The 23,595-nt window shown below is 57.9% G+C and carries 25 protein-coding genes and 2 pseudogenes; 12 read left to right on the top strand and 15 right to left on the bottom strand.

The annotated features are described in order from the left end of the window. The first annotated feature begins 6 nt into the window (after nucleotides 1–6). The 7 genes and pseudogenes from QN219_RS20900 (at nucleotide 7) to QN219_RS20870 (ending at nucleotide 5,142) form a co-directional block, all read left to right on the top strand. Nucleotides 7–603, top strand: coding sequence for an NADPH-dependent F420 reductase (locus QN219_RS20900; protein ID WP_284001808.1), 597 nt, complete (start codon nucleotides 7–9; stop codon nucleotides 601–603). Nucleotides 604–1,211: 608 nt separating this feature from the next. After that, nucleotides 1,212–1,526: pseudogene (locus QN219_RS20895) on the top strand (LysR substrate-binding domain-containing protein); the annotation flags it as partial. Nucleotides 1,527–1,813: 287 nt separating this feature from the next. Beyond that, the gene (wrbA, locus tag QN219_RS20890) at nucleotides 1,814–2,422 is read left to right on the top strand and encodes an NAD(P)H:quinone oxidoreductase (protein ID WP_284001806.1); all 609 of its coding nucleotides are present in this window, start codon (nucleotides 1,814–1,816) and stop codon (nucleotides 2,420–2,422) included. 70 nt (nucleotides 2,423–2,492) lie between these two features. Beyond that, entirely contained in the window at nucleotides 2,493–3,266 is a 774-nt protein-coding gene (locus QN219_RS20885; RefSeq protein ID WP_284001805.1) for an SDR family oxidoreductase, read from the top strand. A gap of 26 nt (nucleotides 3,267–3,292) precedes the next feature. Beyond that, a complete protein-coding gene (locus QN219_RS20880) occupies nucleotides 3,293–3,739 on the top strand; it encodes an ester cyclase (RefSeq protein ID WP_284001804.1) in 447 nt (148 codons plus the stop codon). An 11-nt stretch (nucleotides 3,740–3,750) separates the two neighbouring features. Further along, nucleotides 3,751–4,527: an SDR family oxidoreductase gene (locus QN219_RS20875; RefSeq protein WP_284001802.1), complete on the top strand. Its 777-nt coding sequence runs from the start codon at nucleotides 3,751–3,753 to the stop codon at nucleotides 4,525–4,527. A gap of 180 nt (nucleotides 4,528–4,707) precedes the next feature. Then, a complete protein-coding gene (locus tag QN219_RS20870; RefSeq protein ID WP_284001801.1) occupies nucleotides 4,708–5,142 on the top strand; it encodes a DoxX family protein in 435 nt (144 codons plus the stop codon). A gap of 71 nt (nucleotides 5,143–5,213) precedes the next feature. Here the strand turns inward: QN219_RS20870 and QN219_RS20865 are convergent, their stop codons facing one another. The 9 genes from QN219_RS20865 to QN219_RS20825 form a co-directional block, all read right to left on the bottom strand. Further along, nucleotides 5,214–5,519, bottom strand: a complete 306-nt coding sequence (locus tag QN219_RS20865) for a putative quinol monooxygenase (protein WP_284001800.1) — start codon at nucleotides 5,517–5,519, stop codon at nucleotides 5,214–5,216. 27 nt (nucleotides 5,520–5,546) lie between these two features. After that, nucleotides 5,547–5,831 (bottom strand): DUF1330 domain-containing protein, encoded by a 285-nt coding sequence (locus tag QN219_RS20860; protein WP_284001798.1) that lies wholly within the window; start codon nucleotides 5,829–5,831, stop codon nucleotides 5,547–5,549. Between the two features lie 53 nt (nucleotides 5,832–5,884). Further along, the gene (locus tag QN219_RS20855; RefSeq protein WP_284001797.1) at nucleotides 5,885–6,433 is read right to left on the bottom strand and encodes a flavin reductase family protein; all 549 of its coding nucleotides are present in this window, start codon (nucleotides 6,431–6,433) and stop codon (nucleotides 5,885–5,887) included. Between the two features lie 57 nt (nucleotides 6,434–6,490). After that, nucleotides 6,491–7,240, bottom strand: a complete 750-nt coding sequence (locus QN219_RS20850; RefSeq protein WP_284001795.1) for an SDR family oxidoreductase — start codon at nucleotides 7,238–7,240, stop codon at nucleotides 6,491–6,493. 146 nt (nucleotides 7,241–7,386) lie between these two features. Continuing rightward, nucleotides 7,387–8,391, bottom strand: a complete 1,005-nt coding sequence (locus QN219_RS20845; RefSeq protein WP_284001854.1) for an AraC family transcriptional regulator — start codon at nucleotides 8,389–8,391, stop codon at nucleotides 7,387–7,389. A 50-nt stretch (nucleotides 8,392–8,441) separates the two neighbouring features. Next, complete coding sequence (locus QN219_RS20840) at nucleotides 8,442–8,828, bottom strand: hypothetical protein (protein ID WP_284001794.1); 387 nt, start codon at nucleotides 8,826–8,828, stop codon at nucleotides 8,442–8,444. A gap of 96 nt (nucleotides 8,829–8,924) precedes the next feature. Then, nucleotides 8,925–10,157 carry a carboxymuconolactone decarboxylase family protein gene (locus QN219_RS20835; protein ID WP_284001792.1) on the bottom strand — a complete coding sequence of 411 codons (1,233 nt, stop codon included), beginning with the start codon at nucleotides 10,155–10,157 and terminating at the stop codon, nucleotides 8,925–8,927. Nucleotides 10,158–10,262: 105 nt separating this feature from the next. Further along, complete coding sequence (locus QN219_RS20830) at nucleotides 10,263–10,514, bottom strand: Atu4866 domain-containing protein (protein WP_097540402.1); 252 nt, start codon at nucleotides 10,512–10,514, stop codon at nucleotides 10,263–10,265. After that, nucleotides 10,511–11,077: a hypothetical protein gene (locus QN219_RS20825; protein ID WP_284001791.1), complete on the bottom strand. Its 567-nt coding sequence runs from the start codon at nucleotides 11,075–11,077 to the stop codon at nucleotides 10,511–10,513. Before QN219_RS20825 ends, QN219_RS20830 begins: the two co-directional genes overlap by 4 nt. Before the next feature lie 139 nt (nucleotides 11,078–11,216). On the opposite strand from QN219_RS20825, the gene QN219_RS20820 reads away from it, so the two are divergent. Then, a complete protein-coding gene (locus QN219_RS20820; RefSeq protein ID WP_284001789.1) occupies nucleotides 11,217–12,116 on the top strand; it encodes a LysR family transcriptional regulator in 900 nt (299 codons plus the stop codon). 751 nt (nucleotides 12,117–12,867) lie between these two features. Here QN219_RS20820 and QN219_RS20815 read toward each other — a convergent pair. From QN219_RS20815 to QN219_RS20805, 3 genes and pseudogenes are all read right to left on the bottom strand, one after another. Beyond that, nucleotides 12,868–13,245 (bottom strand): hypothetical protein, encoded by a 378-nt coding sequence (locus tag QN219_RS20815; RefSeq protein ID WP_284001787.1) that lies wholly within the window; start codon nucleotides 13,243–13,245, stop codon nucleotides 12,868–12,870. A 345-nt stretch (nucleotides 13,246–13,590) separates the two neighbouring features. Beyond that, nucleotides 13,591–13,779: pseudogene (locus tag QN219_RS20810) on the bottom strand (integrase core domain-containing protein); the annotation flags it as partial. A 32-nt stretch (nucleotides 13,780–13,811) separates the two neighbouring features. Then, on the bottom strand, nucleotides 13,812–14,084 hold the full coding sequence (locus tag QN219_RS20805) for a hypothetical protein (protein ID WP_284001785.1): 273 nt from the start codon (nucleotides 14,082–14,084) through the stop codon (nucleotides 13,812–13,814). A gap of 1,306 nt (nucleotides 14,085–15,390) precedes the next feature. Between QN219_RS20805 and QN219_RS20800 the strand changes: the two genes are divergently transcribed. Beyond that, nucleotides 15,391–16,650 (top strand): MFS transporter, encoded by a 1,260-nt coding sequence (locus QN219_RS20800; RefSeq protein WP_284001783.1) that lies wholly within the window; start codon nucleotides 15,391–15,393, stop codon nucleotides 16,648–16,650. A gap of 62 nt (nucleotides 16,651–16,712) precedes the next feature. On the opposite strand, the gene ftrA is transcribed toward QN219_RS20800, so the two are convergent. Continuing rightward, nucleotides 16,713–17,768: a transcriptional regulator FtrA gene (gene ftrA, locus QN219_RS20795; protein ID WP_405052182.1), complete on the bottom strand. Its 1,056-nt coding sequence runs from the start codon at nucleotides 17,766–17,768 to the stop codon at nucleotides 16,713–16,715. A 71-nt stretch (nucleotides 17,769–17,839) separates the two neighbouring features. On the opposite strand from ftrA, the gene QN219_RS20790 reads away from it, so the two are divergent. The 3 genes from QN219_RS20790 to QN219_RS20780 all read left to right on the top strand — a co-directional run bounded on the left by QN219_RS20790 (nucleotide 17,840) and on the right by QN219_RS20780 (nucleotide 19,591). Continuing rightward, the gene (locus tag QN219_RS20790; RefSeq protein WP_284001779.1) at nucleotides 17,840–18,220 is read left to right on the top strand and encodes a nuclear transport factor 2 family protein; all 381 of its coding nucleotides are present in this window, start codon (nucleotides 17,840–17,842) and stop codon (nucleotides 18,218–18,220) included. Between the two features lie 29 nt (nucleotides 18,221–18,249). Next, entirely contained in the window at nucleotides 18,250–18,849 is a 600-nt protein-coding gene (locus tag QN219_RS20785; protein WP_284001777.1) for a gamma carbonic anhydrase family protein, read from the top strand. Nucleotides 18,850–19,057: 208 nt separating this feature from the next. After that, complete coding sequence (locus QN219_RS20780) at nucleotides 19,058–19,591, top strand: PD-(D/E)XK nuclease family protein (protein WP_284001776.1); 534 nt, start codon at nucleotides 19,058–19,060, stop codon at nucleotides 19,589–19,591. 275 nt (nucleotides 19,592–19,866) lie between these two features. Here QN219_RS20780 and eutB read toward each other — a convergent pair whose 3' ends face one another. Next, nucleotides 19,867–22,218 (bottom strand): ethanolamine ammonia-lyase subunit EutB, encoded by a 2,352-nt coding sequence (gene eutB / locus QN219_RS20775; protein ID WP_284001775.1) that lies wholly within the window; start codon nucleotides 22,216–22,218, stop codon nucleotides 19,867–19,869. Nucleotides 22,219–22,281: 63 nt separating this feature from the next. Beyond that, entirely contained in the window at nucleotides 22,282–23,595 is a 1,314-nt protein-coding gene (locus tag QN219_RS20770; RefSeq protein ID WP_284001773.1) for a glucoamylase family protein, read from the bottom strand.

Here is a 23,595-nt window from a genome sequence, read left to right as displayed (position 1 = left end):
TTTCGCATGGCTACTTATGCAATCATCGGCGCCGGCGCTATCGGTTCGGCCCTCGCAGAACGCTTCAATGCCGCTCAGATCCCGACTGTCATCGCAAACAGCCGCGGTCCCGCCTCGCTTTCCTCTATCACCGACCGGTTCGGCGGCTCGGTCAAAGCAGCGGAGTTGAAGGATGCCTTGCAAGCTGATGTCGTCATTCTTGCCGTTCCATACGACGCCATCCCGGAAATCGTCACGCAGGTCAGCGACTGGGGTGGCCGCATCGTCGTGGACGCATCGAACGCCATTGATTTTCCGGCGTTCAAACCGCGTGATCTCGGCGGCCGGCTGTCCACGGAGATCGTGTCCAAGCTCGTGCCTGGGGCAAAGGTGGTAAAGGCTTTCAACACCCTGCCTGCTGCTGTTCTTGCCGCTGATCCGGATAAGGGAGCCGGTAGTCGCGTGTTGTTCCTGTCCGGCGACCATTCGGACGCCAATAGGCAGGTCTCGGAGTTGATTGCAGCGCTCGGATTTGCCCCCGTCGATCTCGGCACGCTGGCCGCATCCGGTCCTATCCAGCAGTTTGGAAGGCCGCTCGTCGCGCTAAATCTGCTGAAAGACTGACGTTATGCGGCTCGCCCGTGCTCAGACGGGCGAGCCGTCCGGACGATTAAACCAAGGTTGAAACCGGCATGGGGCCCTCCATCAGCTTCTGTCGGCTGTTCTGTACGGTCACGATGAATGGACTCTCCAACTATGCCGCCACTCTCAAGAACTGGATCGCGGCCACATTAGTAACTCGCCAGGAAGGCCGTCTGAGTGATGGAGAAAACCAGTGACAAGTTCGTAGGTCTCGGTCGAGGGACCCCTGCGTGGTTCACGTGCGCGGCTTAGATTCTGTCGGTCGGGATCCTGGGCCAGCTTCTCAGCGCTGCCTGGCGCTCTTCCGCGACAGCAGCTTATGGGGTCTGCACGCCGTGCTTGGTGGCGCGTTGTCGTTTCCCGCCGTAAGCCTTGTGGCCGGAGCGCTCTTCTTTCCCGGTTGAGAGGCTTGTGCTGGTGAGCAGACCTGAGCTCCCTGCTCACCTCCTCCAGGTCATCCTGGCAGCGGACAGCATGCCGTTGCCGCTTTCCTTCCATCCGGTCAACGGCGCGGTAAGCCTGGTTCTCCTCGCCCAGGTCGAACGCCACCGCTCCCAATCCTTGGCTGAAGACACTGCAACGGCGAAAGCCCGTCCCGGCTCTTCCTGTGGCAGGGCCGGGAAGTCGCCCAGCCGGTCACCGGAAGCCTGGTCGTCAACAATGGCGATACGATAAAACAGGTGGCGCTTGCCGGACCCGGTATCTCCCGACTGGGACTCTTTCACGTCGCGACCGATCTCGCCACCGGAAGGCTCGTGCCTCTGCTTGAAGACTGCAATCCAGGTGATCTGGAACTGATCTACGCCATCCATGTAGGCAGCGGACCGCTGCCCCGTCGGGATGGAGCCTTCATTCAGTACATGATCGAGATGGTGGAGCAGTCGCCGCTCCTGAAGGCATCCTAACTAAGCCTATGTTGGGATTTCCTGGTTACGGCGTCAGTAGCGCTCGAGCCGCTAGGCCACGCAGATGAACTGCCGCACACCATTGCCATGCACATTATCAGAGCGCTCAACGCCCGAAGCAGTCGCCATGTAGTTGTTTGGAACTCAGTGCGTCGCGAACGGCTGTAGCAGGCGGCAACATGCCAATCTGATCGAACGTAACACAAGAGATTATCCGCCTATCCCGAAATGTCGAAAACCGGGAAGTTGTCTCCATCGAATTCCTCATTAACCGATGGAGACCAAATATGACCAGAGTACTCGTTCTTTACTATTCCTCTTATGGCCATATCGAAACCATGGCTGGCGCAGTGGCCGAAGGCGCACGCAGCACCGGCGCTGAGGTGACAATCAAGCGGGTACCTGAGACCGTGCCGCTCGAAATCGCCGACAAGGCCCACTTCAAGCTCAACCAGGCCGCACCCATCGCGACCGTGGCGGAACTCGCCGACTATGATGCGATCATCGTCGGTACCGGCACTCGATTTGGCCGTATGTCGTCCCAGATGGCGGCGTTTCTCGATCAGGCCGGCGGCCTTTGGGCACGCGGTGCCCTCAACGGCAAGGTTGGCGCAGCCTTTACCTCGACAGCAACTCAGCACGGCGGCCAGGAAACCACCTTGTTTTCGATCATTACCAACCTCATGCATTTTGGCATGGTGATCGTCGGCCTGCCCTACAGCCACCAGGGCCAGATGAGCACGGAAGAGATCGTTGGTGGCGCTCCTTATGGCGCAACGACGGTTGCTGGTGGCGACGGGTCGCGCCAGCCTTCGCAGATCGAACTCGCTGGTGCCTACCATCAGGGCGAGATCGTCGCTCGCACAGCAGCAGCGCTCGTCGCAGCCCGCAGCTAAAGCTCCCAATCCACTCATAAATTCAGCTCCAACCAAACCGGCCGATCGCGATCGCTGGCAAGGAGAAGTCATGTCCACACTTTTCTCAAACAAGGTCGTCGCTGTCACCGGTGCGGGCTCGGGGATCGGCCGGGCGATTGCCATCGGGCTCGCTCGTGACGGCGCGACAGTACATCTCGCTGATCGCGATGCCGACGGGCTCGCCAAGACCGCCAACCTCATCCGCGCCGAAGATGGCCAGGCGTTCATCACTGAACTCGACGTCGCGAGCGAGCTTCAGGTCGTGGGATGGGTCGAGCAGATTGACGCTGCATCCGGTCGGCTCGATGCCGCCTTCAACAATGCCGGCATCACCGGTCCTGCGAAGCGGATTGAAGACTATCCGCTGGAAGACTTTCAACGGGTCATCGCCGTCAATCTGCAGAGCGTGTTTCTAGGGATGAAATACCAGATCCCCCTGATCAAGCGCAGCGGTGGCGGGTCGATCGTCAACACGGCCTCTGTCGCAGCGCTGACCGGTCCTGGAGGCATGAGCGCCTACGCCGCCTCCAAGCACGGCGTGCAAGGCCTGACCCGCGTTGTCGCGATGGAAAATGCTGCCCATGGCATCCGCGTCAACGCGATTGCCCCAGGCTGGACTGAAACGCCAATGGTCGTGGCAAACAGCCAGCAGAACCCAAGTTTTGCAGCACTTGCCCAAAACGCCATTCCCGCCAAACGCGGCGGCAAGCCGGAGGAAATCGCGGCCGCCGCGATCTGGCTTTCCTCTGACGCCGCCTCCTATGTCACCGGACACATGCTGACCGTCGATGGCGGCATGACGATCGGTGGTTTTGAACTCTGACACAGAGCCGAGGAAAGGATCATCCCATGTCAGACCAATATGACGCACTGAAATCAATCGTCCGGCGCAATACGCTCGAAGTACAGTCCGGGGGCAACTTTGAACTGTTCGACGAGCTCTTTGCCGACGACTTTCTTGACCACACGCCTCAGCCGGGCGGAACACCAGACAAGGAAGGTGCGCGCCGCCTGTACCACGCGCTCCGCGAAGCCTTCCCCGATTTCCATGCCGAAATCCATTGGCAAGCGGTCGATGGCGATATCGTCACGACCTTCAAGACCTACCACGGCACGCATCGGGGCGTGGTCCTCGGAGTTGAGCCAACCGGCCGGCGGATCAAGTTTGAAACCGTCGACGCAATGCGCATTCGCAACGGCCAGATCGTCGAACACTGGGGTGTCGCCAACCTCTACTACCTCCTGCAGCAACTCGACGCCCTGCCTTCCTCGGCTCCCAAAGTGCCGGAACACTAAGGATCACCACAATGAGCAACAGCAATATTCTCGACGGCAGGGTCGTCATCGTCACCGGCGCATCGAGCGGTATCGGCCGCGCCATCGCCGTCCGGGCTGCCGAACACGGCGCCAAAGCAATTATCGTCTCTGACGTCGTAGAGGCACCACGCGAGGGCGGTGAACCAACCGCCTCCGAGATCAGGAAACTGGGAGCGCAATCCGTTTTCGTGAAAGCAGACGTCAGCCGCAAGGCCGACAATGACGCCCTGGTTGCCGCAGCAGAGGAGTTCGGTGGCGTCGATGTCATGGTGGCAAATGCAGGCATCACGCTGAAGACAGACGGTGCGGAGGTTCCAGAAGACGATTACCGCCGCCTGATGTCGGTCAACCTTGATGGTCCATTGTTCGGCGCCCAGGCAGCTGCGCGCCAGATGAAGGCACTGAACAAGCAGGGCAGCATTGTCCTCATGGCGAGCATGGGTGGGATCTCTGGCGCCGGCATCACCGTTGCCTACTCCACAAGCAAGGGCGGTGTGGTGCTGATGGCGAAATCACTGGCCGACGCTCTTGGACCCGACGGTATCCGCGTCAATGCAGTCGCACCCGGCACCATCGACACGGAGCTTCTTCGCACGAGCCCAGGTATCGCCCAGGCCTCCGAGGGCTTTCGTCAAAGGACGCCGCTTCGGCGGCTTGGCAAACCGTCAGAAGTCGGAGATGCTGTGGCTTTCCTTGGATCGGACCTGTCGAGCTATGTGTCAGGAACCGCCCTTCTTGTAGACGGAGGCCTTCTCTCCGTCATATAAGTTTTTCGACACTCCAGTCGGACCCGCGCCCTCAACAGCGCGGGTTTTTCTTTGCCTCATCATTCGATTTTCTCGACGATTATCGGCGAAATTATCCAGCTTTTTCGTTCACCCGGATAATGGCAATTTCTTCTCACGACGAAGCCACCGTGGCGACGTCCCAACTTAAGGAGAACGTCGATGTCTTATTCAGATGCAATTGCTCAGCGCGTTGAAACTCTTTCCCAGTCGGCACTCTTCAATGGCGTCACGTCTCTCGCCGGCCGTATCTTGCTCGCTGCAATCTTCCTTCTTTCCGGCATCAGCAAGATTTCGGATCCGGCTGGGACGATCGGATATATCACTGTGGTTGGCCTGCCCTTCCCGCCGCTGTCCTACGGTGCAGCCGTCGTTATCGAAATCCTGGGCAGCATTGCCCTGATCCTCGGCTTCCAGACCCGTATCGTCGCTCTGATCCTTGCCCTGTTCAGCCTTGCCACGGCGCTGGCATTCCACAACAACCTCAGCGACCTGAACCAGTTCATCCACTTCTTCAAGAACGTCGCAATGGCGGGTGGCCTCCTGCAGGTCGTGGCATTCGGTGCGGGTCGCTTCAGTCTCGATGCCCGCCGCTAACTCTCCGCATAAGCTACAAAAAGAGCCCGGACCTTGACCCGGGCTCTTTTTGCGTTTCTATGATCCGGTCGTCATACATGCGGCGCCGATCGCTGCTGGAAACCTCTGATCTCGACGTCGGTGACACAGAGATCAGGCACCTTCACCAGAAAATCCCGCACATACGAAGTCGCCATGTGTTCGTCGAAGTCCGATGGATAGCGCCAGTCTTCCACCACCATCCAATCGTTAGACGATTCCATTGACTGGTGGATCTCGTATCTAAGGCTGCCCGCTTCCTGTCGCGATGGCGAAACAAGCGCCAGAAGTGCTGCGCCAAGATCCTCAGATCGACCGGGCTTTGCCCTGAAGAACGCTACGTTGGTCAGTTCGGCCATGTCCGTACTCCCTGCCAGCCTCGAAATTCATACGCCGTCGATTGCAATGATCCTCGACCTGGCCGCGGCCTGCCGCTGGGCAGCGAGCGGTGCATATTCAGGCGACGCGAACAGTCGACGGATCGCTTGCCTGTCCGGGAACTCGATGATGAGCATGTTGGTAGCCTCCCAGCCTTCGAGCCCAAGCGGTGCGGCATCGAAGGCGATCAGACGACCTCCCGCTTTGGCGACGAGCGGCAGTGCCTTAGACCGATAGTCTTCGATCGACTTCGTATCTTGGATGTCTAGGTCAACGACGAGGTAGGCAGACATATGATTTCTCCTTCGATTTGGTGATATAGGTTGAAGTGGAGGACGACGCCTCCTCAGGGGAGGTGACGCCATTTGACCATGCGGTCTTTGAGATCGAGCGTGCCGCCGTCGACGGTGAAGGTACCGTTACCTCGGTGATGCATCATTCGACGCTCTTTGCGGCTCTCGTTGATCCAGATCCTCCTCGCCCCAAGGATGAAGAGGTTGTAAGGGTCGCAGAGCCTAGTATCGACGACCCGGCATTCGATGTTGGCCAGGCAGTCGGTGAGGAGCGGGGCTGACACGTCCTTGGCAGGTCGCGTCTTGAGGCCGTATCTCTGGAATTTATCCACCCGATCCCCAGAACAGTTCCCGACGTCCACAACGGTTTCTGCGAGATCGAGACCGGGTACAGCGATGACACATTCTCCGGTTTTCCGGAGAGCCTGATAGCTGTGATCCCAAGGCCCAATGACACAACCGATGAGCGGCGGCTCGTGCTGGATCATCATATGGAAGCCCATCGTCATCACGTTGGGCCTGCCGTTATCGCTGGTGGAGACCATGACGATCGGGCCAGGTTCCAGGACGCGATAGGCTTGAGATGCGAGTACTTCCTTCATGTCAATCTCCCTTGAGAGGTCCCTGCGTTAAAGCAGGGACCCGTCAGGGCCGGCCTGTTACCAGCCCTGTTCTACTGGCAGGACGAACAGCTCTGCGACGTCCACATGAGCCGGGGCCTGGGCTGCAAAGACGATGGTGTCGCCAATGTCCTCGCCCTGGAGGAAGGTCATCTGGCTAGCCAGTTCGTCCATCTGCTTGCGGTAGCCCGGCTCAGTGATGTGATCGTAGAGCTCAGTGGCCACCGCGCCTGGCTGGATGCAGGTCACGCGAATGCCGTGCTTCTGGCCGACTTCCATGCGCAGGCCGTCGGAGAAGGCCGTGACCGCATGTTTCGTGGCACAGTAAACCGACAGCCCCTTGAAGACCTTGCGGCCTGCGATCGAGGACATGTTAAAGACGTGGCCGGAATGCTGCTTGATCATTTGTGGCAGAACAGCGGCCGTCGTATTGAGCAGACCCTTCACGTTCACGTCCACCATCCGGTGCCACTCGTCGACCTTGAACTGATCGATATCGGAAAGCGGCATAAGACCGGCATTGTTGACGAGGATGTCGATCGAACCATAGGCATCAACCAGCTTCTTGACGCCCGCTTCGACCGAGGTCGTGTCAACCACGTCCATTTCGATCACGAGAGCTTCACCGCCCTTGGCTTCGATCTGCTTCTTGATATCCTCGAGCTTCTCGGTGCGGCGGGCAGCGATGCCGACCTTTGCGCCGGCTTCAGCAAGCTTGACGGCGGTAGCAGCGCCAATGCCACTCGATGCACCAGTGACCAGTGCGATCTTTCCGTTGAGGTTAGTCATTGTCTTCACTCCTTGTCTTGAAGCCCACCACCGCGGTGGGCGTTTCGTTTTGACAAGGAGGAAGCTAAGCCTTTCATCGGCGCCCTTCTCTCGGGGCCTTGCTCGACCTGTCGCGATCTTGCTCGAAATCGCGACAGGTCAAAAAACTAGCCTTGCCGATAGTGGCTCGGCGGCAGGCCGGTCTCCCGGCGGAATACCTGCGCGAAATGGCTTGGGCTGGAATAGCCAACCGACATGCCGATCTCGATGATGCTCGTATCCGTCTCCTGCAGGAGAAGCTGCGCTCGGGCAACGCGCTGGCGAATGAAGTAGCGCGAGGGCGAGAGCCCTGTCGCCTTCTTGAACAGACGGCTGAAATAAAATTCGCTCATGCCCACCGTTTCGGCAAGCTGTGCGAGATTGAACGGCTCGGCTAGATGTTCTTCGAGGTAGGCGACGGCCCGACGAAGCTTGAAGCCGGGAAGCGCATTTTGGTGATCGTCGGCAGCTTCAGTCGCGGCATAATTCCGGATCAGATGCACGGCGAGGGTCTGGGCAAGGCCTTGGATGAACAGCTGGCTCCCCTTCCCTTCAGACGCCAGCTCCTGATGGATCAATGCAAGAAGGTGTGACAGCTGCGTGTCCTTGCCCCCGGAGATGTCGCGCAGTGCAGGAGGGGCGGCGCAGCCCAACACATCGTAGGCGACGCGCTCGAACAGCGGAACGGAGAGATAAAGATGCATGACCTGGAAGGGCGCTTCTCCGAGCGCCCGCCAACGCATCTCATAGGGCGTGGGGGAACGAGTCAGAAAGAAGTCGCCTACGGTGACTGTGTTTGCGACCCAGTCACCGTCAAGGTCCCGCTCTTCGACGACGGCCTCTCCCGACATCACCCAGACGATCAGGGGTTCTGCAACCGCGGGAACGAGAAAGGCCTCCTGCTTATCGAGACGAGAATAGACCTGCACGAACATGTCGGTCCACGCCGGACTATCGCCACTGACAAGCGTGCGACCGGCTATATACTGTTCAAGCCCGAGCGGTGACGTCCGCTCGGGCCTTGCAATAACCTCTTCCAGTTCAGGCACGAGGGTCGCTGGATAAATGGGCTTACCGGTATCAGCCGGCATTGAAGGCAATACGTTTTGACGAGATGCTTCGATGTTTGCCAACGCGGATCCTCTCTTAGACGGGGATAGCTGCCTTAAGATTCCATGGAGCTTCAATGGAACATGTCCCTGCTCACTTCTGCGCCCGCAACCACCATCAATGATGCACTGCGGCATTTGGGTTCGTCCGATATGAAAACAATGCCGGTCTCGTTCAACCCTCGGCGGCAAGTGAAATTCGCATCTGCGTCGCAAGCCGGTTTCTCCAGGTTAGCGGCGAAATTGCGAAAGCTGCAGACAGCATCTTTTTCCAGGAGCGAACCTAAGGTCGCCCCCTCTCCCGGTACTGTTCGAATGAAAGTGACTGCTGCATCGCTGAACATGATCTGCTCCATTGGTGGTTCGATGAAGCAAATGCCGCCCATGACGGCCGATGAACGGGAGAACGACGCTCCAGTCAAATTGGTTGATTCTGCAAAGCTTGGTGCATGGCGCCACAAGGTCGCTCGTGAAAAAGACCGGCCCGCCGCCAGAGCGGACCGGAGGCGCTATGGCCTCAAACGATCAGTAGGAGGACATGATATAGTCTTCCGTGATCATGAAGGATTGTCGTCCGCGTGCCTGGCTTCAAACAACGCCATGCGCTCCTGAGCAATCAGCAGAGCTTTTTCGATCAATGGATAGCCGGCATAGGGAATGACGTTGAAGAGGGTCTCGACAATCTCTTCTCTGGCGGCCCCGAGATTGAGAGCGGCATCGATATGGACGCCAAGTGGCTTCTCTGCCGCGACGGTTCCCTGGGCGGCGAGAGCGGAGATCGCACCCAACTCACGCATCTTGGGATTGAGGGCCGGGCGGTAGAAGATATCGCCGTAGCAGTGGGCGACTATAAGTCTTCCGAGATCAGGAGCGATATCCTTGAAACTATCGACCACATCGGCCCCGGATCCTCCCGATGTCGCCGCAAGCGTTGCGGCGCCCCGCATGAAGCGCTTATCATCATACCTTATGGCATCGACTCTTTTTTGGACCCTCGCTTCGGGCCGCTCCTGTGCCTCCAGGACATTTCTTGCTCTGCCGGCAGCGTTTAGCGCGGCAGGGAACCCGGAATAGACGCTCAGTTGGATAACCATTTCGACAATGTCACTATCGGTTGCACCCGCAGCCAATGCCGAAGCGATATGGGCGTCAAAGTTCGCCCCTACCTTCCCCCGCGCCGCCAGCATTGCGGCAGACGCAAGATGGGCCAGCCTGGGCTCCAGATGCACCGCGCCGAACATCTCCTCGTCGAGAACCTGTTGGCGCCACTTCAAGAACGCAGGCGCAATCCGATCGAGGACAGCGAGACGGTCAGAGGGGAAGTCCGGGATAGCAGCTGATGCCTGAGCCTCAGTAGCGTTTTTGGTTTCGTGCCGGGCGGCGAGAACGTCTCGGACGATCGGAACGGCGTTGATCGCCGTCGGGAATCCGAGAAGACCCGCGGAAATAAACAACAGGTCGACGACATCATCGCGGGTTCCCCCGGCGTTCAGCAATCCATTGAGGTGAAAAGAAAGCTGAGACTGTGCCGATCCATGGGCCAACAATGTGGCGGCAGTCAGAATCTGCCGTGTCCGCAGATCCAAGCCATCCCGCGACAACACATCGCCATAGGGATATTGAATGGTGAAGCGAGCCAAATCTCCCGAGAAGCTGGCAAGATGGCTTATCGGCCCCCCAAAATTCTCACCCCCGATCTGTTTCAGAACGGCAAGACCCCGCAGGAGTCTCTCCCTCTCTCGTGGCGAAGCCAAGTTCTCGAGCTGCTGCTCGATATCGGTCGTTGTCATCGCTTTCTTCCTTGAATCTGTTTTTTCCGGGTGCCGGCGATCGCATCGCGCGAAAGAAAATTAGAGCACGCCGGCACTGCATATGCAGGCGTGATCATTCGTGGACTACCGCTTGCGGTACAGAACCATTCCGGCATGGTGCAGGATGTCATCGACAAAATCGCCGTCGGCCGTAAAGCCGGTATCGTCCCAGTACTCGATATGATTTCCGGACACCTCGTATCGTCCTTGATAGGCGCTTTCGCGTGAACCGCGCGCCTCGTCGTAGCGGCCATTCGGGAGCAACTGGTGCCGGATGCGACCGTCTGCAGTCTCCCACATGCCGACATAAGGGTGCGAGAATGCTTGGGTGGTCATTGCGCCGGCTCCGTCTTGCCCAGGAAAGACTGAATGGTCTCTGGCTCGACGACCCAGGCGTAGTTCAGTTCATGGCGGATCTTCCATTTGCCGCCGGTGCATGCCCAGCCGAGCTGCGAGCGACCATCAAAAGCGATCACCTTGCCGTCGAGACGATCGATGCGGCCGACGAAGCCAAGCGTCGTCGAAGCAACGGTGTCGCTGACGATCGCGTCGTGACCGCCGGTTAGACCGTGGCGAACCGATCGGGCAGCGTTCTGCAACGCCTCCCAGTTCGCTCCATAGCGGGCGGAGTGGTCAAAGAGCTGTGTGCTGCCAGGCGCGAAATTGTCGTAGAAAACCCCTTTGGTGTTTTCCAGGTCGTAATACCGGTTCAGCTTTTCCGCGAACACGAACTTGCCGTCGCCTTCATGGCGTTCCCAACCCTCCATGATCCAGTCGGCATGGAGTGCGAGAGGAGCATCGGCTCCTTCCCGAGGGCAGGAGCTATCCTGCGCAGCGACAGGTTCGGCGCAGAGGCCAAGAGCCAAAGCCGCGGCGAGTCTGAATTTGATGTGTGTCATGGGAATATCTCCTTCGATGCTCGGTCTTCGTGTCTGCCGTGCCGCTAGGGCGACTGTCGGCCACGAGCAATAGGTAGACAAATTCGATTGTCGCTTGTATTCCCTTTCTGCTAACGTGATTGGTTAGTGAGAAACGACAATGACAATCGATCTAAACTTGGTTCCAGTGTTTCTCGCAGTCGCAGAAGAGGGGAATTTCAGGGCGGCCGCTGATCGCCTCGGCGTCACTCGCTCGGCCGTGAGCCAAGCGATCAGACGGCTTGAGGATATTTGCGGCATCGCGCTGGTCAGCCGCACGACGCGCAGCGTGCGGCTGACCGAGGCGGGCAACCGCTTCCGTGAAACGCTGGCTCAGCCAATAGCCGACGTAAAATCCGCATTCGAGAACGTGGCGGGTGACGCCAGACCCAGCGGCTTGCTACGGATCGCGGTCACATCGATTGCGGAACAATTTCTTTCCGGCCCGCTGATCGCGTCTTTCGCCGAAGCCCATCCCGGCATCACGATCGATGTCACGGTTACCGACGACATATTCGATATCGTTGCCGCCGGCTTCGATGCAGGAGTTCGGCTGGGTGAGGTCATCGAGCAGGATATGGTCGCGGTGCCACTAACCAACAAAGAGCGAGAAGTGGTGGTCGCGACACCGAGATATTTCGAGATCCACGGAATGCCACGGCATCCTCGGGAACTGGTGCGTCATCGCTGTATCGGTTGGCGGCCTTCTCCAAGTGCAGCGCCGTACCGATGGGAGTTCGAGGAGGCCGGCATAACTTTCGACGTTGCTGTTGATCCGCAGATTACCACAAACGATCTGCAACTGATGATCCGGACTGCGCTCGCTGGCGGCGGTATCACATTCGCATTGGAAGAGACGTTTCGCCCATACATCGATCGTGGCGATTTGATCACGGCGTTGGACGAGTATCTGCCGCCGTTCCCAGGGTTCTTCCTCTATTTCCCCAATCGCCGGAATATGGCGCCTAAGCTGCGCGCACTTATTGACCATGTTCGCGCGTACCGAGTGACCAAACTCTAGCTGCTCGCTGGCCAGAGCTGGCTGGTTTTTTGCGTCGCGTGTCGCTTTCCATTTAATTGCCAGACTCTAGTTGCAATAATTTCAAACAGTTAGTCACGCACACATAAATTGAGAATTGCCACTTAATTTGAGACATACGGCGGCCATTTGGCATTTAATTTGAGAAACCAACGCCGGAGCGTGATCGCACGGCTACTATGAAGAACGAAGACAAAGATACGTAAATACAATGAGATAGCAACAGTGTACGGCAGTCAGCCTGAGAATTCTGACCGCTCGATTCTCAAATTAAATGCCAAATCAAAGCGAAACAGCCGCATTCTCACAGTTATCTGCCAAGCCACAACCCCACTGCGCTTGTGCCAGGGATAGTGTCCTCGATCGGACCGAGCACCCTGACCGATACCGGCGCCGAGCCAAGGGCAGCACCGCTGGATTTATCGGACAGCCGTCCAAGGGCTCCCACCGTGCTTCCGCGATTATCGCGCAGTTTTTTGAGAATGTTCGCCCAGCTTCCGGACAGCTTCCACGAGCGCCCGCCATCGGGTTTCTCGTAAGCGTCACATCATCAAACGCGTCGATAAGCGAACTCAGATAGAGTTCGCCCTCGTGACTGCCCTTAACTTCCCCGAGTTGTGACATTCCGGCGACCGACGATGTCCATTCCCGTGGTGTCCCGTCAAAGCGGCCCATCCCGTTGTGATAGACGGTCCCAACGCTCCAATATCGGCCGAGCATGTCGGTGAATTGCTTACACCCCGATGTGATCGTCATCGGGGTGTGTAAAGACGATCCAGTCGAGGTGGAATGTTCGGTCGGCGTTGGCAGCGCCGCGGAACATCCAGCCGTGGTCTTCGAAAGCCATCCATGCCATGAAGTCGACAGCCGTCCGCCCGCTGTTCGTGTTGATGAATCCGCTGCGGGCGGGACCGAGATCAATGGCCGCCCATCTGCCGTCGGGAAAACGGATCAGGCTGGCGTCGCCCTGACCGACATCGATCTGCCAGACATTGAGGATTGGCTCGTCGGTAAGTCGTGCCTTCGGTATCTCGAGGATATGGCCCTTCGCAGAGACCTCCACTTTGCTGCCGACGAACTTGCGGACGAACACAACATCGCCCCACAACATCGCAGCCTCTTTCCAGGCATCGCGCTTCCTTCGGCCCTTACCGGCGGTTCCTTCCCCAGAACTTTTGCCTTAATCTGGTACTTGCCGTTGCAGTCGTCTATAAACGCAATCGCATTTTCCTGTATCGGCATGGCCGTTGCCCCCCACTGCGATTGAGTTGTGACCTACCACAATTTGCAGTAGTTTTCTATGTCGGGTTGTTTGTGGAGCCTGCTCCAACTGCCGAGAAGCATTTACATGTTACGCGAGGGCGTAGGGCCGGTCATGCTCGAATGCAGACCCGATGTGCTCTATCTCGTAGTGTTTCCGAGAAGCTCGTTTCCAGAAACGCCCGGTGCCAATCGTCGCGTAGCTTTCATCTTGCGCAGCGTTGGAGCCGGCTCCGGCGATGGTCCCGGCATAGGCTGCCGGGGTACGGTATACGAGCGACGAGTGCGGCGGGAATGTATTGTAGGCGTAGATCCATTCGGAAATGGCACTGCGGGCGTGGCCGAGCCCGCAGAAGAGGCTCTCGCTCAGCAGTTCGTCGCGTACGGCTTATATCAAAGCATCGCCCAGTTGGCCGTTCATAACTCATCCCTCTCAAGCGAGCAGGCTTCAAGATCGTTTTCGTCGAATACCACCTCAGCGACTGCATACGGAGGGTCGGTAAACCAGCCCGCCACATTTGCCTGCTCATACGTGAGCGTTTCGTGGGTCGTGCCGTCGGCGTCGCGGCTCGTCGTTTCAACCTGATCGATGCGGATGGCGACAACTGTTCGCGTGCCGACGTCCGTACACCGCCATCTGCGATTACCACACCAGAAGTCGCCGCCTATGTGAAACTCTGAGAGCTCCATGCTGATCTCCGATTTGATTACGCAGCCGATAGTCACTGTTTAGAGCACTCAGCGCCGATTATTGGGGGCTTGGTCGTGGCGCCCGGCATCACTTGCGCATAAACTGGGGGTACGCAGCCGCGTCGAACCACTGCTTGCCGTCCTTGTCTCCCCGCCAAGGATCGCCAAACAGCTTGCGAGCGCACGCAACGCTGCTCGCTCGCGCCGGTGCTCCTTCACCTTGAAACCCTTGTCGCTTTCGGCCGTCGTGATGCCGGTGACAGCAGTCTTACGTCTGGATCGCGCCATGGCTCACCTCTCACCCTTGTGGCTTTTGTAGTGTCCCGTCGCGGCGACCGATTGTGCCTCGTACCATTTCAAGCCCGTGACATGCGTGTTACCTAGCGCCAACTCGTTAACCCCAAACCCAAGTAAGCGGTAGATCGTACGTCCTCGGCAATGCTCCCCGCTAGAATGCCAAAGAAGCGATGCCGGCAGCTGCCTCGTCCTACGGCCGAAGCCTCTTCGCCGCGGCCGATCTTACCTCTTCATCGAATAGACCTTTCCATTCGTCTTTCAGGACAAGAGATGCTACCGCAAGGTCAAGTCGATTATTCTCCAGCAGTCTAATGACCCGGGAGACGGAGCCGGTGACATGACGAGCCGCCGCACAGTGGCTACGGCACCGTGTTCGAGAATCATTCTCCGCAGCTCATTTGGACGGTACCCAAAGCTGGATGCCTCTGTGTAGATGTTGAGCATCGCACGCTCAAACCCAGCGAGCAACTTGTGCTTCCCTCGCGTGTCGTTCGGTGCAAATGCGACGCGCAGGGCATCGCCCAGAGAAACGGCCACTGCTGTTTCGCCTCGGCTCGCCTGCTTCTTCAGAAGCGCTCGTGACGCAGCTCTCAATGCCGCTTTGCTCATCCAGAGTGAGTCTACCCAGACTTGGCAAGTTGATCGTCGCATCGGCGCGCTGTTTCCGCTGTCGTTGATCGTCACACTCGACCACCGACGAACCGACCAGCGCCGGCCGCCTCACTGCCTTTGTGCAGGGAGGCGGGTACATCATCGCCAGCATCATGCCTTTTGCGGCCGGCTGGCTGCGGAGCCATTCAGATGACTTGTCACAAGCCTGGGCAACGATGGCTGTCGGGATCGGACTGCTCCTGTTGCTCGCGTTGCGCTTCTCTCCCGAAAACCGCATCACTTGCGTGGTCGCAGTAGCTTTACTTCACAGATTGCAAAGGTCCGCGTTTCAGCTGATTGAGAATCGGGATTTTGCGAATCCGAATATAGCTGACGACGATGGAGGCCGAGGGCGCAGATGAGCCACGATAAACAAAGACTGAACTACGTCCTGTTCCTCGTTGCGGGCTCAGGACTCGTGACCATCGCGCGGGCAATGACGCTCTCATTTCTTGCCATCAAGCTGCAACAATCGTTCGGGCTCGGTCCGGCCATGATTGGTGCGCTTCTGGGGATCGGCCCGCTAATGGGTGCTGTCGCGGCTCCCTTCGCGGGATCCCTGTCGGATGGGATGGGGCGCAAGAGCGTGCTGACGCTCACCCTGCTTTCCATGGCACTTGCGCTGGTCGGAATGGGGCTCGCCGAAACCGTTCTGGCATTTTGCATTGCTCAGATCGTTGCCGCCGTCGCTCTCGCGATCTATGAGCCGATTTCGCGCGCCCTAATGAGTGACGTCTGCCCCGAGCCGCTACGCCTCAACTATTTTTCCTGGCGCTACACGGCCACGAATGTCGGCTGGGCCGTCGGACCCTTGATTGGGATCGCCGCTGGCGCTGCGTCCACCGCTCTCTTCATCACTGCAGGCGTCGTCTACGCGATCTTCGCGCTCGCCCTTCACGTGCTGCACGTGCCGATCCATCAAAGCGACAATACCCTTGCTCCCGTACCGGCGCCGCTACTCAAGAGCCTCAAGATGGCGATACGGGATCCACGGTTGGCTCTCTTTGTCGGCGGCGGCACATTGCTGATTGCGGTATATGGTCAATGGTCAGCGACACTTGCTCCGTACCTTACGGGACACATCATCGGAGGCATGGAAATCTTTGCCTATCTCGTTTCGATCAACGGTGCTGTGGTTCTGATCGGGAACCCGTTTGCCCGGAGGTTCATCGAACGCACGGGCGCACTCAATGGTCTCGTAGTCGGCTGTGTTTTGATTGTCTTCAGTGAAATCGGCTTTCTCAATGCCGCCGGCTTTTGGGGCCTAGCGGCGGCCTCGATGGTTGTTTTCACGATCGGAGAGATTCTCGTCGTGCCTTGCGAATACATGCTGGTCGACCGCATTTCGAACAACAGGAACCGAGGCAGTTACTTTGGTGCTCACTCGTTCTCGACCATCGGGAACTTCATAGGACCGACACTCGGAGGTGCCATGCTTGGTGCCTTTGGCGGACCCGGCATGTTCCTGCTATTTGCTGGATTTGCGGCGGCCAGCGCAGTTCTGTTCGCCATCGGCACACGCATGCCGCCGCCGAAAGCAGCAGTTCAACTATCCTCGGCAGGTTCACCGGATACTCAAGCCGGGCCATATTTGCGCCGTGCCAATCCCGCAGTATGAATCGTGACATTCGCGGGCGGAACTGCAGCGCAATCAACTCGGAAATCGGAGTTCGACGAATTTTAGCCAGGGTGCCTTGGAAGGGCCTGACTTGTCTCCGGTCGTGCTCCTTCCGGCCCTTGCCCAAAACGATTGCGATAGATCAATGGGCTAACCCCATAGTGTCGGCCAAATTGAAACCTCAGGTTTTCAGCGCTTCCGAGTCCGGTCACGCTCGCGATGTCATTGGGTGGGGTGGAACTCGTCTCCAGCAGGATGCGGGCCTGCTCCAGCCGCTCCCTCAGGATCCATTTGAGCGGCGGCAAGCCCGTCAATGAGCAAAAGCGGCGCTGAAAGGTGCGTTCACTCATGCCGGCATGGCGGGCCAGAGAGCTGACGGTATGTGGGTGTTGAAGGTGGGCCCGAACATGGTCGAGGATCGATGACAATCGATATGCCTCCCGCTTCATGGGCACCGGGCGCTCTATGAACTGGGATTGTCCCCCCTGGCGATGGCTGTACATCACGAGGCGACGCGCCACCGTATTGGCGAGCTCCGCCCCGAAATCCGAACGGACGATATGCAGGCAAAGATCGATTCCCGCTGAGCTGCCGGCCGAGGTAAGAACGTCACCCTCATCGACATAGAGGCAACTCGCGTCGATTTCGATGGCAGGGTAGCGTTGGGCCAAGCCCTCGGCAAAGCGCCAGTGCGTCGTGGCACGGCGGCCATCGAGCAAGCCGGCGGCTGCGAGCACATAGGCGCCCCCGCAAATGGAAACGATGCGAGCGCCGCCCGCATGAGCGCAGACCAATGCGTTACAGATCTGGTCCGGTACAGGCTCATCGGGTCCGCGCCAGCCGGGGACGATGATCGTTCCGGCCCGGTGCAGATCGGCCTCGGTGCCTGTTGCTGCGACCGTCAGGCCACCACAGGCATGAAGAACCTGATCCTCCAGCGAGACCGATTTGAACTGATACCAGTTGGGTCCTGCTTCAGGGCGATCCAAGCCAAAGACTTCGGCCGTGATCCCGAACTCGAAGGTACAGAGGCCGTCATAGACGAGGCTGACGACACGCCTGTTTGCAGGACACCACGGGTTCTCATTTTTTGGCATGAATGCCGTCTTATCTGGCAATCCTGCCGCTGGCAACTCGTGCTGTCGGCATGCGACACGGTCACTCGCCAACAAACTACGGAAGAAACACGATGAGCCGCGATACCGACCTGCTAAACGCAACACAAATCTATTTCGATGCCCTCTACACCTGCGATCTCTCACTCTTTGACCAGATATTTCATCCGGCCTGCAGCCTGTTCGACGCTGACGAAGGCGCAATCATGGTGGACCCGATTTCGGATTATCGTCAGGTGATTGCAAAGCGTGAGTCTCCCGCAAGTCGCTCGCAGGAACGCGAAGACGAGATTATTCTAATTGATTGGCTTTCGCCGGCTGCGGCCACCGTAAAAGTCAAGCTGCGGATCCACGCGAACGTCTTCATCGATCATCTTTGCTTCGTGAAAGGCATTGATGGTTGGCGGATCGTCGCAAAGGTCTGGCACCTCGAAAGTGTCTCGGCATCGTCGTAGCGGCCAAGATCGAGGCAGGAGTAAAAAACATGATTTTATCCTACGAAGAACAGTCGCCAACGATCGATTCCGATGCTTGGGTTGCGCAGGACGCGACGGTCTGTGGCGATGTTACCATCGGTGCAGGTAGCAGAATCATGCATGGTGCTCGCTTGGTGGCGGAAGCCGGCGGCTCCATCCGCATCGGACGGAATTGCATCGTGTTCGAGAATGCGGTGATCCGAGCCACCAGTCGTCATGACTGTTCCATTGGAGACCATTGTATTGTTGGTCCTAACAGCCATGTGGTTGGCGCCCAAATTGACGTCGAAGTTTTCCTCGCCACTGGGGCAGCCGTGTTTCACGGGGCGCAGATCGGGCGCGGGTCGGAAGTCCGCATCAACGGAACCGTGCACCTGCGAACGCGGTTGGAACCGGGCTCGACCGTGCCTATCGGATGGGTCGCTGTCGGTGACCCAGTGCACATTCTGTCGCCGGATCAGCACGAAGCTATCTGGGCACTCCAGAAGACACTGGATTTTCCTGGTTTCGTCTATGGCGTGGATAGAAGCGCACCCGATGTGATGAAAACGATTACGTCACGGTTGTCCGATGCTCTTGGAATTCATCGAGCCGAAAACAGTTGTTAGTTGTCGCGAAACCCCGATCGGTTTGACGTTGGCCTTGGCTCTACGTTCAGATCAGAGGCAGTAACGCGAACTCTCCACCCGACTGAGACCACCGGAAGCCGGCAATATGCCGCCCAGTCCGGATGTCTCCTGTCCCTCGCCTTGAAAGAATATGAACCCTCGCTCCATCACAATATGCTATCTACCTGGGTGAAGGAGCCTTAAATAGTTGATATCGTTCGATAACACGCCACGCGCCGATGGTCGAAGGGATAAAGCGGCCTTGACTACCCATTATGCTTTCCCCACACCAAAGGAACTCGAAGACCTATTTGTCAATAACAGAGACCTGCAGCGGGTTGCCGCTTATCTGAATAGGTTTAATCCGATAAGGACGATGCGTATGGACGGAATGGAGATCCGCCATTCTTCGATACTCGCATGGCTTCTCGATCCTCGAGAGACACACGGTCTCAGCGACAGATTTTTGCGTGGTTTCCTGTGCGAGGCGATGAGAGGCCAGAGCGCCTTGGGTAGTCCAACCGCGTTGGAGATCGCGCAAGCTGACCTACGAGACGCTGAAGTTCGCCGTGAATGGCAGCAAATCGACATTTTCGTTCTTTTACCTCGGCTGAACTGGGCGTTCGTCATCGAGAACAAGTTCCACAGCAGTCAACACGAAGGACAACTCGCCAAATACGCTGAGCGAGTGAAGTCGATCTTCGAAGCAGCTTCACCGCAGCACCATGGCCTGGAGCCCTGAGAGAAGTGCAAGCGGTAGGGAGCGCTGCCGTTTCTAACGGCAGCGCTGGCAGTTCCCTTCGATACATTATGCGATCTTCCTAGCCCAGAACGTGAACATCCTCGCAACAAACCGTGCACAGGGCTCAGGAAGAACGGCTCCCTTCGACCCACTGCGGTCATTGGACCATGCCGACCGGAATTTCTGGTGCTGGTTCCCAAAACCGGACGATCTCCGTTCAAGGTTGCGCGGCTTCAATCGTTGCGATGCCAGCTTAGTGCCTACTCCCTCATTTATTAGCCATAACGACGGCTGCCATTCACATCTTTGCCGACGATCTCCCGGATAATGGTCAAGGTCTCCCTGGCAGCTTCCTTTGGTGCCAAGGCAGTGTCTGCGACATTGCTCACCAGCTTCGTCATGTCGTGATCGATCTTCTTCTCGGACCATTGCTTGCCCTTGGCGACGGTGATGTAGACCGAGTAGGCGTGGTGCATGGTTCCAGGCCGCTCCCCGATGACGTGGAGAATGCCCCTGAAGCTGTTTGGATCCGCATTTTCGAAAAGCACTTCACCGATCCGGTAGCCGGCGCGCACCCTTCCGCTGGTGACAATGATGTTCTTGTCGCTCATCGTGACACCGGCTTCGGCGAGCAACCGGCGCATCTCCTCGAGGTAGGGCGCAAGGTGTCCGTCGTCCATGATGGCTTTGGCGTTCAGACCGTCTGAGATGACGATTTGGCCCTTGGGCATGTTGCCTTCCCACGCATCTCTTATTCGTTGAATCTCCGCGATTGCATCCGGGCTCAGCGTTTCACCTGTGTTCGGGTGGGCAATGTAATCGTTGCGGTCCATGGATAAGGTACGGACGGGCACAACGTCAGGCACGGCGGCGATAAACTCCGGGGTGAGCTCCGCCCAGAGAGACTGCTTGGCGTCGTCGTAGAGACTCTTCACCTTGGCCGCGAGCGTTGCATTGAGATCCCAGATTTCCTCTCCATGCCCGGTGGCCAGGTCGACACCTCTTCCTTCAACTTCCCGCATCTTCTGGCCGCCCTCGACGTAGATAGCGTCCTTGGAACGTCCGTCCCCTTTGGCGAGGCGATACTGGTAATATACCCAGAGAGGATCTCCATAATTCGCTGTGTAGCTGTTGTCTTCGCCAACGATCCCGATACGCTTGTAGAAGTCCCACATCGCATCGTTGACCTTGAAGCCAAATCTTTCCCTGATCCGCACGTGATCCTGGAACGACGTGGTGAGATAGCTCAACATCGGGTCGTTCTTGGTGGGCAGAGCAATCAGGTAAGCGGGGTTGGCCGGCATTATCTGATCCTGGCACCAGTCCAGGTCTTCAAGGCTGACCGTCATGTGTAGGGTCGTACAGATATCCAGACCGATGGTGAGCCCATGGAGCTTGCCCATGACCATATCTTCGAGGCAGCATCTGACTAGTTGTTCACGGCTCTTGAAGACCTCCGGTCCGATGAAACCGGCAACATCGTTGATATGCAGCCATGCGCCCCTGGGTTGCACCTTTGCGAGTTCGATGCCCACCGCTCTGCTGAAGCCGTATTTTCGGGACTCGAGCACCATCATGTCGACGCCGTTTGCGGCGCCGTTGGTGAATTCCGAACCCTGCCCGGTTTCGAAGTAAAGGCCGTATCTTTCCCCCTCCTTCGCGCGCGCGTACTTCAGGATTTTCTCATTGGTGATGTCGAAGATCTTGTTGCAGTCATCCGTCCCAGCAAGGCTCTGGAACACTGTGGAGACCGTTCCTGGGAAACTGTCGTTGACCTCGGCCTGGACATCGATATGTGCGAGCACGCACCAGGGGATCACTTCACCAAGCCCGAAAGTATCGACGATATCCTTGAGCGCGCGTTCGACGGCGACGACGCTCGCTACCGTACTGTCCACCGGATTGGTGCCGATGACAATATCCCCGGTTGCATAGGAGAACGCATCGAAGACCTGCCAGACGATGTCATCGGGATTATCGGTAGGAGAATTGGGCTGGATCCGGGCACCCATGTACCCCTTCGCTCCCATCCTCGTACCTGGCATTACATTGAAGATTTTCTGACTGAGCGAGACCAGTTCCTCATTGCTCATCAGTTTCGGGACAAAGCCTATCGTGTCGCTGGTCAGGCCATTCATGATGCCTTTGATGTTTTCCTCGGGTTCGGCCAGAAGAAATTCCTTCAGTTGTCCCATGGTCCAGTCTTTGACCTTTTCGTACTGGGGCTGGTCCGTCGTCTGCCAGATCAATTTTTGCAGATCATCCTCAAACAGCGGGCGCCGGTGGAGGTCTTCGATCTTCGTGTTTGCCAAAAGGGTGCGAGCGTTCCTTCGCGTCGTCTCATCTTCAGCCCCCACGCCAATCGCTTGATCTCCTTCCTTGAACGCGTTCGCGGCGCCTATCACCTGCTGGTAAGCCGTCTGATCAAACCCTCCTTTGATCCTGTTGACATAGGCAAAGATGTCCTCGCCCTGCTTGACCTCGTCAATTGCAAAGGCGCCTCCGGCAGGCGCCGCCCGCGCCGTATGGCCGTAGCTTGCGAGCGTGGCGGCGGCAGTGCCCGCCATCACGAGGAGATCTCTTCTGGAGATCCCGTCATGCTGATCAGAGAGCAAGCCCTTGTTCATGGCGATTTCCTTTCTGCAGAAGGTCCAGTGCTGTCGGCATTCCGCTAGTCGGCTTACCCCACTTCATAACCAGCCGCCCGAGAAGCCGGCTCGCCTCAGGCCCACGACCAGTGGCGCGCAGCGACGCATAATGTTCCACAGCAACCCGGTTCTGTAGTTTTCGATCATCAGAACGACGGGACCTTGGTCGATACCGAAATGATAGGGGCTGACCCACCACCCGGTTTCGCTGTTTTCCACGGCGTAGGTCTGGTTGAAGGAGGGCTTGAATCCGTAGAGCCGCGTCATGCCGAGATTCATGCGCGCACAGTTCCAAACAGTCGGGATGACGATCTCCGGCGCAAATGGCAGCGAAGCGACGACTGCCCACGGGGACACGGTTCCGTCGTCCGGCCCGTATGGAGCGCCGCGGGCGATGTAGTCGAAGAACTCCCTGGCGACGCCGTCGATGTTTCGCTTGGTCCAACCGGGCCCATCGCTGGCCGTGAACCCCCAGCAGTGCTCGCCATAGCCGACAAAGTTCAAGGGATTGCGTATGGCGTATTCCTGTTGGACAAAGGTCGCGTGGCGGCTGTTCTGGAAATAGTCGCTGTTGTGCTCCCTCATGAATGCGTCACGGATGCCGCGGAAGTCGATCCACATATGCGAAAGCTGGTGGGTGAACAGCGGTCCCGAATAGAGCAACTCTCGGCCATAGAGGTTCCGCCACTCATAGCTCTCGGTGTAGGCGGCATAGGATTGCGGCGGCAGCGGATGCGTGGGTGAACCGAGGCCAAGGATGTAGAGCAGCAGGCCTTCGTCGTAGCCGCGCCATCGATGGGGTATGAACCCGTTTTCGGGCCGCCAGCCATGGGTCAGCGTGAGCCCGTGATCGCAAGCCCAGTTCCAGTCGGCGCGTTCGTAAAGTGCGTTTGCCAGGCGGCGAATTTCGACTTCTTCATCCGCATCCCCTTCAAAATAGGCTGCGACAGTCAGCGCTCCTGCGAACAGGAAGGCTGAATCGATGGTGGACAATTCGCACTCCCACACGCGTCTGCCGGTTTCGATGTCAAGGAAATGATAGAAGAAGCCTTTGTAGCCGGACGCGTCAGGTTCAGGGCCCTGGGGACACTCCAGGAGACATCTGAGCCGTCGGCGCGCTATTTTCGAGGCGAACTGGCGAATGATGATCCCCCGCTCCACGAGCACGGGGATTGTGGCAAGGGCCATGCCGATCGCGGCAATGCTCGCCGGAGCGTCGGGTTGCGTCTTGTCGCGAACAAGCCCGTTGTCCGGGTTGGTGCAGTGCAGATAGTAGAGGAGCGTCGTGAACTGCAGCCGGGTTACATAAAAGGCTATGTGCCGGGAATTCGAGAAAATGGCGGGCAATATACCCAT

It is taken from the genome of Sinorhizobium sp. 8-89, assembly GCF_030124325.1.
GTDB lineage: Bacteria > Pseudomonadota > Alphaproteobacteria > Rhizobiales > Rhizobiaceae > Sinorhizobium.
The sequence above is the reverse complement of the archived record's forward strand: the minus strand, read 5'-3'. Positions and strand labels throughout refer to the sequence as shown.

Excerpts from the sequence above, each read along its gene's own strand:
- QN219_RS20870 (WP_284001801.1), top strand. The coding sequence starts at position 4,708 with ATGTCTTATTCAGATGCAATTGCTCAGCGCGTTGAAACTCTTTCCCAG.
- QN219_RS20770 (WP_284001773.1), bottom strand. The coding sequence starts at position 23,595 with ATGGGTATATTGCCCGCCATTTTCTCGAATTCCCGGCACATAGCCTTT.
- QN219_RS20830 (WP_097540402.1), bottom strand. The coding sequence starts at position 10,514 with ATGACCACCCAAGCATTCTCGCACCCTTATGTCGGCATGTGGGAGACT.
- QN219_RS20800 (WP_284001783.1), top strand. The coding sequence starts at position 15,391 with ATGAGCCACGATAAACAAAGACTGAACTACGTCCTGTTCCTCGTTGCG.
- QN219_RS20860 (WP_284001798.1), bottom strand. The coding sequence starts at position 5,831 with ATGTCTGCCTACCTCGTCGTTGACCTAGACATCCAAGATACGAAGTCG.
- QN219_RS20785 (WP_284001777.1), top strand. The coding sequence starts at position 18,250 with ATGATTTTATCCTACGAAGAACAGTCGCCAACGATCGATTCCGATGCT.
- QN219_RS20820 (WP_284001789.1), top strand. The coding sequence starts at position 11,217 with ATGACAATCGATCTAAACTTGGTTCCAGTGTTTCTCGCAGTCGCAGAA.
- QN219_RS20900 (WP_284001808.1), top strand. The coding sequence starts at position 7 with ATGGCTACTTATGCAATCATCGGCGCCGGCGCTATCGGTTCGGCCCTC.
- QN219_RS20880 (WP_284001804.1), top strand. The coding sequence starts at position 3,293 with ATGTCAGACCAATATGACGCACTGAAATCAATCGTCCGGCGCAATACG.
- QN219_RS20855 (WP_284001797.1), bottom strand. The coding sequence starts at position 6,433 with ATGAAGGAAGTACTCGCATCTCAAGCCTATCGCGTCCTGGAACCTGGC.
- QN219_RS20805 (WP_284001785.1), bottom strand. The coding sequence starts at position 14,084 with ATGGAGCTCTCAGAGTTTCACATAGGCGGCGACTTCTGGTGTGGTAAT.
- QN219_RS20825 (WP_284001791.1), bottom strand. The coding sequence starts at position 11,077 with ATGACACACATCAAATTCAGACTCGCCGCGGCTTTGGCTCTTGGCCTC.
- QN219_RS20835 (WP_284001792.1), bottom strand. The coding sequence starts at position 10,157 with ATGACAACGACCGATATCGAGCAGCAGCTCGAGAACTTGGCTTCGCCA.
- eutB (WP_284001775.1), bottom strand. The coding sequence starts at position 22,218 with ATGAACAAGGGCTTGCTCTCTGATCAGCATGACGGGATCTCCAGAAGA.
- QN219_RS20790 (WP_284001779.1), top strand. The coding sequence starts at position 17,840 with ATGAGCCGCGATACCGACCTGCTAAACGCAACACAAATCTATTTCGAT.
- QN219_RS20885 (WP_284001805.1), top strand. The coding sequence starts at position 2,493 with ATGTCCACACTTTTCTCAAACAAGGTCGTCGCTGTCACCGGTGCGGGC.
- QN219_RS20850 (WP_284001795.1), bottom strand. The coding sequence starts at position 7,240 with ATGACTAACCTCAACGGAAAGATCGCACTGGTCACTGGTGCATCGAGT.
- wrbA (WP_284001806.1), top strand. The coding sequence starts at position 1,814 with ATGACCAGAGTACTCGTTCTTTACTATTCCTCTTATGGCCATATCGAA.
- QN219_RS20815 (WP_284001787.1), bottom strand. The coding sequence starts at position 13,245 with ATGTTGTGGGGCGATGTTGTGTTCGTCCGCAAGTTCGTCGGCAGCAAA.
- QN219_RS20865 (WP_284001800.1), bottom strand. The coding sequence starts at position 5,519 with ATGGCCGAACTGACCAACGTAGCGTTCTTCAGGGCAAAGCCCGGTCGA.
- QN219_RS20875 (WP_284001802.1), top strand. The coding sequence starts at position 3,751 with ATGAGCAACAGCAATATTCTCGACGGCAGGGTCGTCATCGTCACCGGC.